At 71.2% G+C, this 17,326-nt stretch carries 6 protein-coding genes; 2 read left to right on the top strand and 4 right to left on the bottom strand.

What is annotated here, in order from left to right:
* The first annotated feature begins 35 nt into the window (after positions 1-35).
* Positions 36-2,075, top strand: coding sequence for a protein kinase domain-containing protein (locus D7V88_RS09600; protein WP_120540320.1), 2,040 nt, complete (start codon positions 36-38; stop codon positions 2,073-2,075).
* A gap of 10 nt (positions 2,076-2,085) precedes the next feature.
* Complete coding sequence (locus D7V88_RS09595) at positions 2,086-3,645, top strand: adenylate/guanylate cyclase domain-containing protein (protein WP_120540319.1); 1,560 nt, start codon at positions 2,086-2,088, stop codon at positions 3,643-3,645.
* A gap of 3 nt (positions 3,646-3,648) precedes the next feature.
* On the opposite strand, the gene D7V88_RS09590 is transcribed toward D7V88_RS09595, so the two are convergent.
* The 4 genes from D7V88_RS09590 to D7V88_RS09575 all read right to left on the bottom strand — a co-directional run bounded on the left by D7V88_RS09590 (position 3,649) and on the right by D7V88_RS09575 (position 16,893).
* Positions 3,649-4,329 (bottom strand): Crp/Fnr family transcriptional regulator, encoded by a 681-nt coding sequence (locus D7V88_RS09590; protein WP_120540318.1) that lies wholly within the window; start codon positions 4,327-4,329, stop codon positions 3,649-3,651.
* Positions 4,330-4,850: 521 nt separating this feature from the next.
* The gene (locus tag D7V88_RS09585; RefSeq protein ID WP_120540317.1) at positions 4,851-6,248 is read right to left on the bottom strand and encodes an MFS transporter; all 1,398 of its coding nucleotides are present in this window, start codon (positions 6,246-6,248) and stop codon (positions 4,851-4,853) included.
* A 121-nt stretch (positions 6,249-6,369) separates the two neighbouring features.
* Positions 6,370-11,418, bottom strand: a complete 5,049-nt coding sequence (locus tag D7V88_RS09580; RefSeq protein ID WP_147448672.1) for a type I polyketide synthase — start codon at positions 11,416-11,418, stop codon at positions 6,370-6,372.
* 42 nt (positions 11,419-11,460) lie between these two features.
* Positions 11,461-16,893, bottom strand: coding sequence for a non-ribosomal peptide synthetase (locus tag D7V88_RS09575; protein WP_120540315.1), 5,433 nt, complete (start codon positions 16,891-16,893; stop codon positions 11,461-11,463).
* Between the last annotated feature and the right edge of the window lie 433 nt (positions 16,894-17,326).

The following is a 17,326-nucleotide window of genomic DNA, read 5'->3' as shown; positions in this document are numbered from 1 at the left end:
CGGTCGGGCGCTCCCGGGACGGAGACACAGGGCCGATGGACACCGGACGCCCGCTGGGCGGCAGGTACGCGCTGGAGCGCAGGATTGGCGGCGGTGGCATGGGCGCCATCTGGCTGGCCGTCGACCTGCAACTTCAGCGGCACGTGGCCCTCAAGCTCATCGCCTCGGAGGTCGTGGCCCGCACGCCGGAAGCCCACCGCCTCTTCGAACAGGAAGCGCAGGCCGTGGCCCGGCTGCGCCACCCGCACGTGGTGCAGGTGCATGACTCCGGCGTGGACGGCGGCGTGCCGTACATCGTCATGGAACTGCTGGAGGGCGAGGACCTGGAGACGCGCCTCACCCAGCGCGGACGCCTGTCCCTGGCCGCCGTGTCCGCGCTCGTCACCCCGGTGTCCCGCGCGTTGGCGGCGGCGCACGCGGCGGGGCTCGTGCACCGCGACCTCAAGCCCGCCAACCTCTTCCTCGCCCACGTGGACGGGGAGGAGGTGGTGAAGGTGCTCGACTTCGGGCTCGCGCGCTCGCTCCTCCGCTCCGAAGAAGCCGCGTCCGCGCAGGCCGAAGGGCTCATCGGCACGCTGCGCTACATGAGCCCGGAGCAACTGCGCGCGGATCCGGACCTGGATGCGCGGGCGGACCTCTGGTCCTTCGCGGTGGTGCTCTACCGCGCCCTCACCGGCCAGTTCCCCTATGGCCCGGAATCCGTGGGCGGCCTCTTGCGCGGCGTCTTCCACCCGCCCACCGTGGCCGTCTCACAGCTCGTGCCGGAGCTGGGCGCGGCCGGGGACGCCTTCTTCCAGCGCGCGCTGCACCCGAAGCCGGAGCAGCGCTTCACGTCCGCGCGCGAGCTGGCCGCGGGCTTCGTCGCGCTGGTGGAGGCGGGCCGGGCCGCGCAGCCCGCGAAGGTGCTGGTGGTGGACGACGAGCCGGACGTGGAGGTGCTGATGCGCCAGCGCTTCCGCAAGCACGTGCGCGACGGCGTCTACACCTTCGTCTTCGCGCGCGATGGTGAAGAGGCGCTGGAGGTGCTGCGAGCGCATCCGGACACGCACGCGGTGCTGTGCGACATCAACATGCCGCGCATGGACGGGCTCACCTTCCTGTCGCGCGTGGGCGAAGTGGATCCGCTGGTGAAGGTGGTCATCGTCTCCGCATACGGCGACATGCCCAACCTGCGCACGGCGATGAACCGGGGCGCGTTCGACTTCCTCGTGAAGCCGGTGGACCTGGACGACCTGGAGTCCACGCTGGCGAAGACGGTGCGCCACGTGGCGGAGCTGCGCCGCGCGGTGCGCTCCACGGAGGAGAACGCGCTTCTGCGCATGTTCGTCCACGGCGGCATCGTGGAGCGCGTGCTGCCGCTGGTGCGCGGCCCCGGCGCGCTCGCGGGCGAACAGGTGGACGCCACCGTGGCCTTCCTCGACGTGGCGGGCTTTACCGCCGTCACCCGCCAGCACCCGCCGGAAGCCGCGCTGCGCCGGCTCAACGCCAACTTCGAGGTCATCCTCCCGGAGCTGGAGACGCGCGGGGGCGTCGTGGACAAGTTCCTGGGCGACGCCGTGATGGCCGTCTTCCAGGGCGAAGCGCACGTGGCGCGCGCGCTGGATGCCTGTCTCGCGGTGAAGCAGCGGCTCCAGGCGCTCGCGTGGAGTGGGGGCGACACGTCTCCGTACGCGCACGGCGTCTGCATGGGCGTGGACACCGGCCCGGTGGTGTCCGGCAACGTGGGCGCCACGGGACGCGGCCGGTTGGACCACACGGTGCTGGGCGACGTGGTGAACACCGCCGCGCGGCTGGCCACCGTGGCCGCGCGCGACCAGGTGCTGGTGAGTGAGTCACTGGCCGCCCGGCTCGCGGCGACCTTCGACTGCCGTCCCGCGGGCGAGCGGCGCCTGCCGGGCCTGGACTCGGCGATGCTCGTCGTGCGCGAGGTGGTGGCGCGGCATGGCAGCGCGTCCGCGTCCTCTTCCGCTGGCACCGCCCAGCAGGTGGCCCCTGCCGTCCTGGAAGCGCAGGCGCCCGCGCCCAGGGCCGAGGCGTTCACGGCCAAGGGGCCCTCCTGGTCCACGTCCACCTGAGCGGCAGCGCATGCGCCTCATCCTCAACCCAGGGCAGGTGGACGAACGGGCGGTGATGCTGCCCGAAGGCACCACCACCATCGGTCGCACCGAGGAGAACGGCATCCGCGTACCGCACCCCAGCCTGTCGCGGCGCCACGCGCGCCTGGAGCGGCGGGGCGAGCGCGTGGTGCTGGTGGACCTGGAGAGCAAGAACGGCAGCTTCGTGGGCCCGCACCGCGTGACGCGCCAGGAGTTGGGCCACGGCCAGTCCTTCCGCTGCGGCGAGGTGTGGTTCCGGCTCATCTCTCCGGACACACCGCTGCCGGACGGCTGGGGCCCCCTGCGCACCCAGCCGCTGGAGACGCGCTTCTCCTCGGGCGGCGCCATGGAGTCGCTGCTCGACACGCGCTCGCCGGACCGCACCGGCGACAAGCTCCAGGTGCTCCTCAAGGTGGGGCACATCCTGTCGTCGCCGGGCCCGGTGGATGGCCTGCTGGAGCGCGTCGTCCAGCTCGTCTTTCAAATCTGGGCGGTGGACCGGGCGGCGGTGCTGCTGGTGGACCGGGACACCGGGGACCTGGTGCCGCGCGTGGCCCGGGGCGCCCGGGGCGGGGCGCTGCCGGAGCGCTTCTACAGCCAGCACATCGTGGACTATGTGCACTCGCGCGGCGTGGCGGCGCTCTTCACCGACGCCCGCGACGACGCGCGCCTCCAGGCGTCGGAGTCCGTCTTCCGCCAGTCCATCCGCGCGTCGCTGTGCGTGCCCCTGCGCACGCGCGACACGGTGCTGGGCGTGCTGTACCTGGACAGCCTCAAGCAGGGCGGCCTCTTCACCGATGAGGACCTGGAGTTCCTCACCGCCTTCGCCAACCAGGCCGCCATCGCGCTGGACCACGCGCACCTGGCGCGGCGGCTGGAGGAGGAGGCGGTGCTGCGAAACGCCTACCAGCGCTTCTTCCCGCCGGACGTCGTGCGCCAGCTCAAGGCCCTGAAGGGCGTCCCGCTGGACGTGCGCGAGGCGAACGTCACCATCCTCTTCTCCGACATCACCGGCTTCACCGCCATGTCCTCCCGCCTCCAGCCCCGGCAGGTGGTGGACATGCTCAACGCGTACTTCCCGGTGATGGCGGACATCGTCTTCCGCCACGAGGGCACGCTGGAGAAGTACATCGGGGATGCGCTGATGGCGGTGTGGGGCGCCCCCTTCGCCCGACCGGATGACGCGGAGCGCGCCGTGCGCGCGGCGGTGGAGATGCAGCGCGCGCTGGCGGACCTCAACGCCCGCTGGCGCTCCGAGGGCGTGCCCGAAGTCCACGTCCACATCGGCCTCAACTCGGGGCCGGTGGCCGCGGGCAACATCGGCTCGGAGCGCTATCTCCAGTACGCCACAGTGGGGGATGCCACCAACGTCGCCAGCCGCGTGTGCGGCGTCGCGCGCCCGGACGAGGTGCTCCTCACCGACGCCACGCGCGCCCTGCTGGATGCGGACGCCTTCGTGCTGGAGCCCCTGGCCCCGGTGACGGTGAAGGGCCGCGAGGAGCCCCTGTCCCTCTTCCGCGTGCGGTGGGAGCCGGCGCGGGAAGGGTGACGGCTACTCCGCGTCCTGGCCCAGGCGCTCCGGCTGGAGCAACACAATCTGCCCGCCCTCGAAGGACAGCATCCCCTCGCGCACGTAGTAGCGCAGCCACTTGTTGACGCTCTCGCGTGTGACGCCGCAGAGGTTCGCGAGCTCCGACTGGGTGAGCTTCGGGGTGATGACCAGCCCCTCCGGGCCCTGGCGCCCCTGCGTCTTCGCCAGCTCCAGCAGCACCCGCACCAGCCGCGAGCGCGCATCCAGGAAGGCCGAGTCGTACACGAGCTGCGTCGTGCGCCGCACCAGCCGGCTCATGTTCGCGAGCAGCGCCAGGCTCACCTGGGGCCGCGTCTCCAGGTAGCGGCGGAAGTCGTCGCGCTGGAGCGTGAGCAGGTGCGCCTCCTCGCGCGCCATCGCGTCGGTGGAGCGCGACTCACCGTCCAGCAGCGACAGCTCCCCGAACGCGTCCCCCCGGTCGAGCAGCGCCAGGGTGATTTCACGCCCCTCGCTGGAGGAGAGCCGGATGGCCACCTGCCCGCGCCGGATGATGAACAGCGCCGTCCCCACATCCCCCCGGTGGAAGATGACCTCCCCCCGGGCGAAACGCCGGGGCTGGAGCAGCGACGACATGGTCTCCAGGTCCTCCCGGCCGAGGCTTTCGAACATCGGGATTTCGGCCAGAAGCTGCGCGTAGGACATGGGGGGGCGCCATTCTGCCTGGAATCCCTGGCTACAGGTAGGGAAGCCTCCCATCCAGGCCGAGCGGACAAGTCCGGCGGGTGTGAACGCCTTCACACCCAGCCTGTGGGCCGCTTCACAGCCAGGGAAGGGGGGGAGGCGTACTGTCTCTTCATCGCAGCACGGGAAGCAGGGGGGCCCGCAAGCGACACGGTGAGTCAAAGAGGTCGGGGGACTTCTTAGCCCACTGGCGTACGAGCGGGAAACAAACGGGGGAGGAGCCGCAGGGGTCGGCACGTAGAAGGGGGAAGCGTCGAGTTTCTGAGGGGGAACTCGACGCGAACACGAGTGCCGGCTCTTGCTGGAGCCACGCAGCAACGAACCCGGGCCAGGAGGCCCGTCGCTCCGGGGGGAGTGACGGCCTTCTTGTCCGGGTTGTTTTATTGGGGCCTGTTCGACCGCGGGCATCACGCCCATGCCGGCCGCGAGCCCCCAGGTCCAAGTCCACGTCCACTGGGAACAGGTGCTCAGGCCGCGGAGGCTCAGGCTGCCGGAGCGGACGGCGTGCCCGGGTCCTGGGCGGCGTCCTGCTGGGTGACGGGGATGTCGGGCAGGGCATCCGGAATCTCGCGATCCAGGTGGCGCACGCGCGGGTTGAGCCAGGCCACCACCACGTTGACGATCGTCAGCAGGCCCAGGCCGATGAAGAGCAAGGCGATGCCGCGCCCCGGGCCTACGCCCAGCAGCCGCCCCATGCTGTTGGCGAGCGCGCCCTCTTTCGCCATGGCCGGCTCGAAGAGGCCGTCCGCGAGCGGCCCCGCCATCAGGGCGGCGAGCGGCGGCACGCACAACAGAACCGTGCGCTTCACCGCGGAGGCGCGGCCCTGGAGGTCCGCTGGAACCTTGCGCTGCCAGAGCGCCTGGCTGCCCGCCATCATCGGCGGCATGGTGAACATGTAGAGCGCGGCGGCGGTGGCCACCAGGGGCACGCTGAGCACGGGCGCGGCCATGAAGAGCACCAGGCCCGACAGCAGGCTGAAGCCCAGGATGCCGTGCAGCACGTTCTTGGGGCCACCCCACACGCCCATGCCAATGGCGCCCACCAACGCGCCCGCGCCCGCCACCGACCCGATGACGCCCAGCGTGGAGACGTCCGTGAAGCCCAGCACCAGTGGGGTGATGAGCAGCATCACCAGGGACATGCACAGCGAGGCCACGGCGGTGAAGGCCAGCAGGGCCATCAGGCCCGGGCGCGTGCGGATGAAGCTCCAGCCCTGCTTCATCTCCTCGAACAGCGACCCCTTGCCCTTCTGCCCCGCCACGGACACGGGCGGGCGCGGGAAGCGGACGATGAGCAGCGTGAGGACGGCGAAGGAGAAGCTGACGACGTCCACCGTCAACACGCCGATGAGGCCCATCCTGGCGATGAGCGCTCCCGCGATGATGGGGGAGAGGATCTGGCTGGCGCCGCTGGCCACCTCCGCCATCGCGTTGGCGCGGCCCAGGTGCTGCTTGGGCACGAGCAGCGTCACCGTGGCGAAGAAGGCCGGCCAGCGGAAGGCGCCGAAGCACGCGCCCAGGGCGATGGGCAGGTAGAAGTGCCAGGCCTCGAGCTTGAACAGGCCCCGGTTGCTGGCGATCACCATGGCGAAGATGATCAACGTGCTGGCGCCATTGCCCAGGTCCGCCAGCAGCATCGCGCGGCGGCGGTCCCAGCGATCCACCAGCGCGCCCGCGAACGGTGACAGCAGCACCATGGGCGCGACCGCGAAGAAGGTCAGCATCGCGTATTGCGTGGTGGAGCGCGTTTCCAGGAACACCTTCGCGCCCACGCCGAACGCGGTGAGTCCGGAGCCGATGAGCGAGATGAGCTGACCGAACCAGGTGATCCAGAAGACCCGCATGGGCTGGGTGATGGTCAGGTGTCGGGGCAGGCTCATTCCACGTCTCTTCGGTCGGGAGGTTTCAGGGACCCGCGCAGGGTACTACGGCAGGCTGCGGACCCGGGGCATTCCACCAGGACGCGGGTCCGCCGCGCTTGTTTCGCTTCATGTATCAACGTCATGGGCCGGTGGAGGTCTCACCGCTGCCGCCGCCCTCGGTCTCACCGCCGCCCGCGTCTTCCATCACCGCGAGCAGCTCCGCCACCTGTTCGTCCGAAAGCTGGTCCATGTTCTCCAGCAGCTTCTCGGCCTCCTCGGCGGTCACCTGCTTCTTCGCCTCGGGGGCCGCCAGCGCGGGCGTCGCGCCCTCATCGAAGCGCCGCGGGGTCGCGCGCCGGTCCAGCTCCGCCAGCAGGTATTTCGACAGCTCCGGAAGGGACGGGTGCGCTCGCAGCTCGTGCGCGTGGAAATCGAACCCGAAGTCCCGACGCAGGTCGTTTTCCAGCGCGTGCGGGTCCTGGCCCTGGAGGCTTGCGTCCACGGGCAGTTGCTCCCGTGGGATGCGCAGCCCCTGGGCGAGGTGGTGGCGCAGGTACTCCATCATCAGGGTGGGGCGTTCGGTGGGGAACGCTGTGCGCAGGCGCTGCGCGATGGGCTCCTGCGTGGAGGCTCCTTGCTTGCCACGCTCCTGCTCCAGGCGTCCGGCGACACCGGCCACGGTGGGGCTTTCGTAGAGGGTGACCGCGGGCAGCGCGACGCCGAACTGTTCGCGCACGCGGGCCACCAGCTTCACGCCCACCAGCGAGTTGCCGCCCAGCTCGAAGAAGTTGTCGTGCACGCCCACCTGCGCGATGCCGAGCGTCGTCTCCCACAACTTCGCGAGCTGCTCCTCCACCGCGTCGCGCGGTGGCACGTACGCGTTCTGGAGCGTGGGGCGGGGCGTGGTGCCCGGGGCCGAACCCACGCCCTGGCTCGCCGCTGTCTCCTGCTCTGCTGGCTGCGACCACTTGCGCGCGCGGGCGCGCAGGTTGCTCGTGGACACCGCCACGTGGGACACGGCGCCCAGTTGGAACAGTTGCTCGAACACGTCCTCGCCCTCGGAGGGGGTGATGGCCAGCGCTCCGAACGGACTCTGTGCGCCCTCGGTGCGGGACTCAAACCTCCACGCGTCCCAGCCCACGCTCATCCAGGGCACCGGCGTCGTCTGGGACTGCTTCGTGGCGAAGGCGTCCATGAAGGACGTGGCCGCCGCGTACGACGCCAGCCCCAGGCCGCCCAGCACCGCCGCCAGCGACGAGGACACGACGCAGAAGTCCAGCGGGCGTCCGCGCAGCGCCTCCTCCAGCGCGTAGATCCCGCGCACGCGGCCGTGGAAGGTGTCGCGCACGTCCTCCGGCCGGGTGTCCGGGATGGCCCGGAAGAGGGCCTGACCCACGTCGCCCGCCGCGAACACCACGCCGTGCAGCGCCCCGAAGCGCGCCACCGCCGAGTCCACCGCCGCCCGCACCTGGACCTTGTTGGCCGCGTCCACGCGGACCGTGTGGACCTCCGCGCCCAGCGCCTCCAGTGAGAGCACCTGGAGGATGCGGCGGGCCACGGCGTCGTCCTCCGGGTTCGCCGCGAGGTGGGCGTCCCACTGCTCCCGCTCCGGCAGGCCCGTGCGGCCCGCGAGCACCAGCTTCGCCTTCACCCGCTTCGCCAGTGACTTCGCGTGCGCGAAGCCCAGCGTGCCGAAGCCGCCGATGATCAGGTACACGCCACCCTCGCGCAGCGGAACCTGCGTGGCGCGGGGCGCGTCCGCTGGAAGGGATTCGAACGTCCGCACCCAGCGGGCGCCGCCACGGTAGGCGATGACGTTCTCCTGCCGGGACGGCGTGGCGGCCTCGGACAGCAGGGCCTCCATCAGCGCTGAATCCTGCCAGCTCCCCGGAGACGGCAGGTGCAGGTCCACGGCCTTGGCGGACAGGTGGCTGTACTCCTGCGGAATCACGCGCACCGGGCCCAGCACCGTGGCCAGCTCCGGGTTCGGTGCCTCCTCGCCCAGTGACTGCATGCGGTTCGTGACGGCGACCAGCGACACCGGCCGCGTGCCGGGCTGATGGCCCAGGGCCCGCGCCAGCCCCATCAGGCCCAGGAAGCCCTTGCCGAGCGCGGACTCGAAATCCGCTTCGCCCCGCGCGTCACCCAGGCTCAGGGTCCCCAGGTGCAGGACGCGGTCCGGTGCACGGCCCTGTGCGGTGAGCGCCTCCAGCAGCGTGCCTTCACCGCCTGGTGCGAGCGTCCAGTGGTGCTCGTCGCGCTGGGATGTGATTGCGCCCGGGGTGATGCGCAGCACGTCCTGTCCGGCTTCGCCCAGCTTCCGCGCGAGCCGGACGCCCAGGCCATCCTCCGCCTCATCGGGAAGGAACAGCCACCACGCGGCCTTCTTCTCGCTCCAGGCGCTCTTCGGGGGCGGCAGGGTGCGCTGCCACGACGGCAGGTAGAACCAGCGGGCCACGGGCTGCTTCTGCTCCGCGGACATCCACTCGGCGCGCTCGCCATCGACGGTGGCCGTCTGCTTGCGCGGCTCCACCCAGTGGCGCTGACGCTCGAACGGAGACGTGGGCAGCGCGATGCGGCGTCGGCGCTCCTCGCCCCGGAACGCGTCCCAGTTCGCCTCCACGCCCTCCAGCCACAGCCGGCCCAGCGTGCCCAGCACGTGGTCCAGGTCCGCGTGCTGCTCCTTCGGGTGGCGCAGCGAGTGGAGCAGCGCATGCCGCGCGCCCCTGCCCGGATGCTGCCGCGCCAGCGTGGCCAGCGTGTTGCCCGGGCCGACCTCCAGCAGGATGGCGTCCGACTCCTTCAGCAGCTCCGCCACACCGTCCGCGAAGCGCACCGCGCCCCTCAGGTGCTTCGCCCACGCGTCGGGGCTCGTGGCCTCCTCGGTCGTCACCCAGGTGCCGGTGACATTGGACAGGTAGGGCTTGCTCGGCGCCTTCCGGGGCACCTTGCGCACCGCTTCGCGGAAGGCGTCCAGGATGGGGTCCATCATCGCGGAGTGGAACGCGTGCGACGTGTGCAGCCGTGAGCTGCTGACTCCCCGCGACTGGAGCGTTTCCACGAACGCATCCACCAGCGGCGTGGGGCCGGCGACGACGCAGGTGGACGGGCTGTTCACCGCCGCCACGGACAGGCCCGCGGGCAGCATCGGCGTCACGTGCTCCTCCGACAGCGACACCGCGAGCATCGAGCCTGGGGGCAGCGACTGCATCAGCCGGCCGCGCGCGGCGACCAGCGCCAGCGCGTCCTCCAGTGTGAAGACGCCCGCGAGGCACGCGGCCACGTACTCCCCGATGCTGTGGCCCACCATCGCGTGCGGCGTCACGCCCCACGACTCCCACAGCTTCGCGAGCGCGTACTCGATGACGAACAGCGCCGGCTGCGCGAGACCCGTCTGCTTGAGGCGCTCCGACGCCAGCTCGCGCGACTCCGTGGATGGATACAGCACGGCTCTCAGGTCCAGGCCCAGGTGCGGCTTGAGCTTCTGCGCGCACGTGTCCACCTGGGCGCGGAACAGGGGCTCCTGCTCGTACAGGTCCTTGCCCATGTCCACGTACTGCGAACCCTGCCCTGAGAACATGAACATCACCGGACGGCCGGTCTGCTCCGCGGTGCCGCTGAACACGCGGCCCGGCGTGCGCTCCTCCAGCGCCGCCACGAGGTCCGCCGTCGTGCGAGCCACCACCGCGCGCCGCCTGCCGAATCGCTTGCGGCCCAACTGAAGCGTGTGCGCCACGTCCGCCAGCTCCGTCGCCGGGTGCTCCTTGAGGTGCGCGGCCAGCCGGTCCGTGGCGACCTCCAGGGACGCCTCCGTGCGCGCCGACAGCAGCACCAACTGCGCTGGGCGGCGGGGCGTGTCGGTTGCGGGCAGCTCCGGCGCCTCCTCCAGGATGGCGTGCGCGTTGGTGCCCCCCATGCCCAGAGACGTGACGCCCGCGCGGCGCGGCGTGGTGCCCCGGGGGAAGTCGCGCAGCTCCGTGTTCACGTAGAACGGGCTGTTGGGAAAGTCGCACGCCGGGTTGGGCGTCTTGAAGTGGAGGCTGGGGACGAGCTGCTTGTGGTGCAGCGACAGCACCGCCTTGATGAAGCCCACCGCGCCGGCCGCCGCGTCCAGGTGCCCGATGTTGCTCTTCACCGATCCCAGCGCGCAGAAGTTCTTCCTGTCCGTGCCCTGACGGAAGGCCTGGGTGAGGGCCGCCACCTCGATGGGGTCCCCCACCTTCGTCGCGGTGCCGTGGGCCTCCACGTAGCCGAGGGTGTCCGGCTCCACGTTCGCCACCGCCTGCGCCAGCGCGATGACCTCCGCCTGCCCCGCGACGGCCGGGGCCATGTAGCTGACCTTCTGCGAGCCGTCGTTGTTCACCGCCGAGCCGAGCACGACGGCATAGACGGTGTCCCCGTCCTTCAGCGCATCCGACAGGCGCTTGAGCGTCACCACCGCCGCGCCGTGGCCCGCGACGAAGCCCGCGGCCTCCGCGTCGAAGGTGTGGCAGTGGCCGTCCGGCGCCGTGGTGCCACCCTCGTGGTACAGGGAGCCCGCCTTCTCCGGGAAGTGGATGGACACGCCTCCGGCCAGCGCCATGTCGCACTCGAACGACAGCAGGCTCTGGCAGGCGTAGTGGATGCAGGTGAGCGACGTGGAGGACGAGGACTGCACCGTGACGGCGGGGCCCTTCAGGTCCATCCGGTACGCGACCTCCGTCGTCAGGCTGTCCTTGTCGTTGCCGATGGACGCCTGGAGGCTCTCCACCGACGCGACGTGCGCCAGGTGCGAGTACAGGTTGGAGAGCAGGTACGTGTTCATGCTCATGCCGCCAAACACGCCCACGCGGCCGGGCTGTCGCTCCGGGCTGTAGCCCGCGTGCTCCATCGCCTCCCAGGCGCACTCCAGGAAGACGCGGTGCTGCGGATCCATCAGCGCCGCCTCACGCGGGTTCATGCCGAAGAAGGCCGCGTCGAATTGGTCCGTGTCGCCCAGCGTCCCGCGCGCCTTCACGTAGTTGGGGGCGCGCACCATCGCCGGGTCCGCGCCCTCGGCGATGAGCTCCTCGTCGGTGAAGAAGGTGATGCTCTCCATTCCGCCGGTGAGGTTCTTCCAGAACTCGGCGACGGTCTTCGCGCCGGGCAGGCGTCCGCCCAGACCGATGACCGCGATGCCTTCCACTTCGGAGGGGGTGTCCGTGCTCATGAAGCCGTCCTTCAAAACCGGGGGGAGCCTGAACGTCGTCGGTTACTTGCCACGGCCGCGCGTCTGTTGACGCCGCGCCAGGGCGGCCCTGCGGCGCTCCGCCTCGTCCTTGATCTTCTGGGACGCGGCGCCGGAGTCCTCACCGCTGTTCGTCAGGTGCTGGGCGAGCGCGCTCACCGTGGTGAACTTGAACATGTCCACCAGCGCGAGGTCCGCGCCCAGCTCCTCGCGCATCCGCCGGTGTGCCTGTGCGATGAGCAGCGAGTTGCCGCCCAGTTCAAAGAAGTTGTCGTGCAGGCCCACGCGCTCCACCTTCAGCACCGCCTGCCAGATGGCGGCCACGCTGCGCTCCACCGCGCTCTGGGGCTGGGCATAGGCCACGGCGGACGCGAGCCGGGACCCTTCCGGCGCGGGCAGCGCCCCGGGGTCCACCTTGCCGTTCGTCGACAGGGGCAGCGCGGACAGCGGCACGTACGCGGACGGCAGCATGTACGGCGGCAGCGCCTCCGCGAGGAAGGCGTTCAGGTCCGTGTGCGTGGGCGCGGGCTCCGACAGCACCACGTAGGCGACGAGCCGCCTGTCGCCCGGCGAGTCCTCGCGCGCCATCAGGAATGCATCGCGCACGGCGGGGTGGCGGCGCACCGCGGCCTCCACTTCGCCCGGCTCGATGCGGAAGCCGCGGAGCTTCACCTGCGCATCCGCGCGGGACTGGAACGACAGCACGCCCTCCGGCAGCCAGCGCGCGCGGTCGCCGGTGCGGTAGAGGCGTTCGCCCGGGTGGAACGGGTGGTCGACGAACCGCTCGGCGGTGAGCTCCGGCCGGTTCCAATAGCCGCGCGCGAGCCCCCGTCCTCCCACGTACAGCTCGCCGGACGCGCCCACGGGTAGCAAGTGGCGCTCCGCGTCCAGCACGTACACGTCCGTGTTGAGGATGGGCCGGCCAATGGGCACCCACGCAGGGCCCTGGAGGTCCTCCACCGTCATCCGGTGGTAGGTCGTGCACACGGTCGTCTCGGTGAGGCCGTAGCCGTTCACCACCGTCGTCGTGGCGAGCAGCTTCTCCACGTCGCTGGCCACCAGCGCTTCGCCGCCGGAGAGCACGAGCCGCAGGGGCGGCAGTTGCTCCAGGCGCGCGTTGAGTCCCGCGATGACGGCGGGCACCGTGCTCACGAGCGTGACGGTGTGGCGGGTGATGAGCTGGAAGAGCTTCTCCTGATCGAGGAGCTCCTCCTCGGTGGGCAGCACCAGCGCGCCGCCCGAGCACAGGAGCGGGAGGATCTCGCCCACGAAGCTGGCGGACGCCACCGACGTGAGCGGTAGCATCCGGTCCTTCGCCGTGGGCGCGTACGACTCCAGGAACGAGCGCACCAGGTTCGCCAGGCCCCCGTGCTCCAGCATCACGCCCTTGGGCTGCCCGGTGGAGCCGGAGGTGTAGACGACGCACGCCAGGTCGCTTGAGCGCACCGGCGCGGAGGGCTCCGGGGACAGCGCACCGTCCAGCGGTTGATCCACGAACACCGTGCGCGCGGACGTGCCCGAGGGCAGCGTGCGCTGGAGCCAGGACTGGGTGAGGAGCACCGGCGCCCGCGTGTCGCCGAGGATGAAGGCCACGCGCTCGGAGGGGTAGGCGGGGTCGATGGGGACGTAGGCAGCGCCGGTGGCCATCACGGCCAGCACCGACACCAGCGTCTCCACGGAGCGCTCCAGACAGAGGCCGACGAGGTCTCCCGGCTTCACGCCGGATGCCTGCAGCCACCCGGCCAGCCGGCCCGAGCGCTCCGCCAGCTCGCGGTAGGTGAGCCGTGAGTCCTGGAAGAGGACCGCGATGTGGTCCGGCGTGCGCGCCACCTGCGCCGCGAAGAGCGCGGGCAGCATGTCCGCGTCGGTGAGCTCCACGCGCGGGCCACGACTGGCTTCAAGCAACTGTTGCTGCTCTTCGGAGGTGAGCAGGGGCAGCCGGGAGAGGGCGCGGCGAGGCTGCGCGGCGATGCCGGCCAGCAGCGTGCGCAGGTGCCCGCCCATGCGCTCGATGGTGCCGGTGTCGAACAGGTCGGTGTTGTATTCGAAGGAGGCGACCAGCTCGCCGTCCGCCTCGCCCAGGGTGAGCGTGAGGTCGAACTGCGCGCCACCGTGCGACAGCCCCAGCGATTCGATGGGCAGGCCCGCGACGGTGGCGCGCGCGCCCGGGATGTCCAGGGCGAAGGGCGTGAGGCCGCGCTCATCCAGCTTGGACGCGCGCTGGTAGACGAACATCACCTGGAACAGCGGCGAGCGGCTCTGGTCGCGCACCGGCTGTAGCCGGTCCACCAGGGCGCTGAACGGATAGTCCTGGTGCTCCAGCGCGCCCAGCATCGTCTGGCGCGTCTGGGCCAGGTAGTCCGTGAAGGACAGGGAAGGGGAGGGACGCGTGCGCACCACCAGCGGGTTGACGAAGTAGCCGGCGATGCCCGCCAGCTCCGCGCGTCCCCGGCCCGCGCTCACCACGCCGAGCGTGAAGTCCTGCTGGCCGGTGTAGCGGTGCAACAGGGCCTGGAAGGCCGTCTGGAGCACCATGTTGGGCGTGGCGTTGTGGTCGCGCGCCAGTGACTTCACCGCGGCGGTGATGCCCGCGTCCAACCGCGTGGTGTGCACGCGGCCGTTGAAGGTCTGCACCGGAGGACGCGGGCGGTCCGTGGGCAGGTCCAGCACCGGCAGCGTGCCGGAGAGCTGCTCGCGCCAGTACTTCTCCAGCGCCTGTCCGCGCGCCCCGGCGAGCATCTCCGCCTGCCAGCGCGCGTAGTCCGCGTATGTGCGCGCGGGCGCCGCGAGCGTGGCACTCTGGCCCAGCCGCAGCGCCGGGTAGAGCGCGTCCAGCTCCTCGGCCATCACCGCCAGCGACCAGAAGTCGGTGATGACGTGGTGCATGGCGATGAGCAGCGCGTGGTCATCCGCCGCGCGCGACACCAGCCGCACACGCAAGAGCGGCCCCTGCTCCAGGTCGAACGGGCGGCGGGCCTCGGCGGACAGGTGCTCCAGCACCTGCTCCTCGCTCCAGCCCTGCGCGTCGGTGACGACGAAGTCCAGCGCCAGGTCGGCGTGCACGCGCTGCACGGGGCCCGTGGCCGCCATCACGAACGTGGTGCGCAGGGAGGGGTGTCGGGCCACCAGCGCCTCGAAGGCGCCCTTCAGGGCCTGCGTGTCCAGCACCGCGCGCACGCGCACCGCGACGGGCACGTGGTAGGCCGCGCTGTGCGGCGCGAGCTGGTGCAGGAACCACAGCGCCTGCTGACCGCCGGACAGGGGCGCATCCCCCGTGTCGGAGTCCGCCGCCACCGGGTTCACGGAAGGCTCCGAGGGGTGTGAAGGCAGCCGCTTCATCACCGTCTCCGCGAGCTCGGCGAGCGACACGCCCATGAGCACGTCCGACAGCGGCAGCTCCACGCCCAACCCCGCGTCCACGGAGCTCTTGAAGTCCACCGCCATCAGCGAATCCACGCCGTAGGCATGCAGTGGCTTCTCCACGTCCACCAGCGCGGTGGGCAGTCGCAGCACCTGCGCGGCCTGCTCCTGGAGGAACATCGCCACCATCGCGCGGCGCGCGATGGGGTCCCGCACCACCGCCAGCAGCTTGTTCACCAGGCTGGCGTCGAGGCCTCCCTGTTTGGAAGGGACGGCGGCCTTCGCGATGGATTGCTCCGGCGTCACGGGCGCGGGAGCGGCGAGGATGCTCCTGTGCAGCGCCTCCAGCGTGTCCGCGACGTACTCCGCGCGGGCGGCGAAGCGCTGGATCTTCCCGCTGGATGTCTTCGGGAGGGTGCCCGGTCCCAGCAGCACCACGCCCTGGGCCTGGAGGTCGTGTCCGGCCGCGACGGCCTGCCGGATGCCCTGCGCCAGGGACTCCAGGTCCACGCCGGCCCCTTCCAACGCGCGCCGGTCCACCTCCGTCACGACGATGAGGCGCTCCTGGTCCTCCAACTCGATGGAGAACGCGGCGGTGCAGCCCGGCCGGATGGCGGGGTGGCTGGACTCCACCGTGCGCTCGATGTCCTGCGGGTAGTGGTTGCGCCCGCGGATGATGATCAGGTCCTTCAGGCGCCCGGTGACGAACAGCTCGCCGCCGTCCAGGAAGCCCAGGTCTCCGGTGCGCAGGAACGTCGTCGCGTCGTCGGTGTCGGTGAGCGGCTGCTGGAAGGTGGAGCGCGTCTGTTCGGGGCGGTTCCAGTAGCCCTGGGCGATGCTGGGCCCAGCGACGCGGATCTCCCCCACCTGGCCCGGCGCCAGCGGTCGGCCCGTCTCCGGATGCGTGATGAGGAGCTGCTGGTCGGTGAGGTTTCGGCCGGAGCCCACCAGTGTCCGAGCGTCCGGGTGCGTGGGCCCGGTGGCCACCACGCGGTGGTCCTTCAGCGCGCCCGCGTCCACGGTGCGCTGCACGGGCCGCTCGCGCTTGTCACCGCCAGCGGCGATGAGCGTGCCCTCCGCGAGGCCGTAGCACGGGTAGATGGCCTCCGAGCGGAACCCCTGGGGACCGAAGGCCTCCGAGAAGCGCCGGAGCGTCTCCGGCATGATGGGCTCCGCGCCGTTGAACGCGAGGTCCCAGCAGCCCAGGTCCAGCTTCGTGCGCTCCTCGGGCGTGGACTTGCGCACGCACAGGTCGAACGCGAAGTTGGGCCCGCCGCTCGTCGTGGCCTGGTAGCGGGAGATGGCCTCCAGCCAGCGCAGGGGGCGCTTGAGGAAGTCCACCGGCGAGAACAGCGTCACCGGGAAGCCGCCGTACAGCGGCTGGAGGATGCCGCCGATGAGGCCCATGTCGTGGTACGGCGGCAGCCAGATGACGCCCTGGCTCCGGGGCGAGTGCCCGAAGCACGAATGGATCAGCTTCGAGTTGTGCAGCAGGTTGCCGTGCGTGAGCACCACGCCCTTGGGCGATGACGTGGAGCCGGAGGTGTACTGGAGGAACACCCGCGTGTCGGTGGCCACGCCCGGGTCGCGCCAGCCTTCTGCCACCTGTGCGTCCAGCGTGTCGGTGGCGAGCCAGTGCAGATCGCGCAGCTCCGGTGCCTGTTCGAAGAGCATCTCCCCCATGCCGTGGATGACGTCGGTGGTGAGGGTGAGCGTGGCCTGCGCATCCCGGCTGATGGCGAGCAGGCGCGGCAGCGTGCGCGCGAGCCGCATGGGGTCCGGCGGATAGATGGGGACCGCGATGACGCCCGCGTACAGACAGCCGAAGAATCCGGCGATGTAGTCCAGCCCGGGCGGATACAGCAGCAACGCCCGTTGGCCCTGGGCCCCGCGCGCCTGGAGCGCCGCCGCGATGGCCCGCGCCTTCTGATCCAACGCCGCGTACGTCAGGTGCGCTTCATCCGTCTCCCCGTCCCGAAGGAACGTGAAGCCGCGACGGTCCCCCTGGTCCCGGGCGCGGACGCGCAGCAGTTCCACCAGCGTGGGAAACGAAGGGTCGGGGACCGGAGAAGAACCGGACGGCGCTCCGCTGCGCATGGACGCGACTCCTGGGAGGCGATGGTGGAGGCCGGGCGGGGGACCCGGCGACCTCCCCTGTACATCGTACAGCGGAGGTCCTCCGCTGAAACGTGACACATCCGCTCGTGCCTCGGGAACACGCGGAACGTACGGGTTGCCGGGCGGGAGAGCCCGGTCCTGGCGCTCCTGTCATCATCCAGGAAATATCAACTGGAGATGGACTCCTGCGCTCTTTTGCCACGGAGGCCTGCGACAGGGCGGTGGTAGAGCGCCTGCGCCGCGTGGTGGAGCGCGGGCTCACTGCGTCCGGGCCGTTCGCGCGCGGTGACGGGGTGTCATGTCGCGGCGGTCCGCGAGAAGGACGGGATCATGTCGGGAATGCAGCGCGGTGGAGCAGGGCGGTGGTGGCTCGCGGCCCTGTTGCTGGGCGGGCTGTGGGGCTGTTCGGGGA

The sequence above is a fragment of the Corallococcus terminator genome (assembly GCF_003611635.1).
GTDB lineage: Bacteria > Myxococcota > Myxococcia > Myxococcales > Myxococcaceae > Corallococcus > Corallococcus terminator.
Note: the sequence above shows the minus strand (reverse complement) of the source record. Positions and strands in the feature narration are given on the sequence as shown.

Coding starts and splice junctions, on each gene's coding strand:
- D7V88_RS09600 (WP_120540320.1), top strand. CDS start 36: ATGGACACCGGACGCCCGCTGGGCGGCAGGTACGCGCTGGAGCGCAGG.
- D7V88_RS09595 (WP_120540319.1), top strand. CDS start 2,086: ATGCGCCTCATCCTCAACCCAGGGCAGGTGGACGAACGGGCGGTGATG.
- D7V88_RS09580 (WP_147448672.1), bottom strand. CDS start 11,418: ATGAGCACGGACACCCCCTCCGAAGTGGAAGGCATCGCGGTCATCGGT.
- D7V88_RS09585 (WP_120540317.1), bottom strand. CDS start 6,248: ATGAGCCTGCCCCGACACCTGACCATCACCCAGCCCATGCGGGTCTTC.
- D7V88_RS09590 (WP_120540318.1), bottom strand. CDS start 4,329: ATGTCCTACGCGCAGCTTCTGGCCGAAATCCCGATGTTCGAAAGCCTC.
- D7V88_RS09575 (WP_120540315.1), bottom strand. CDS start 16,893: ATGCGCAGCGGAGCGCCGTCCGGTTCTTCTCCGGTCCCCGACCCTTCG.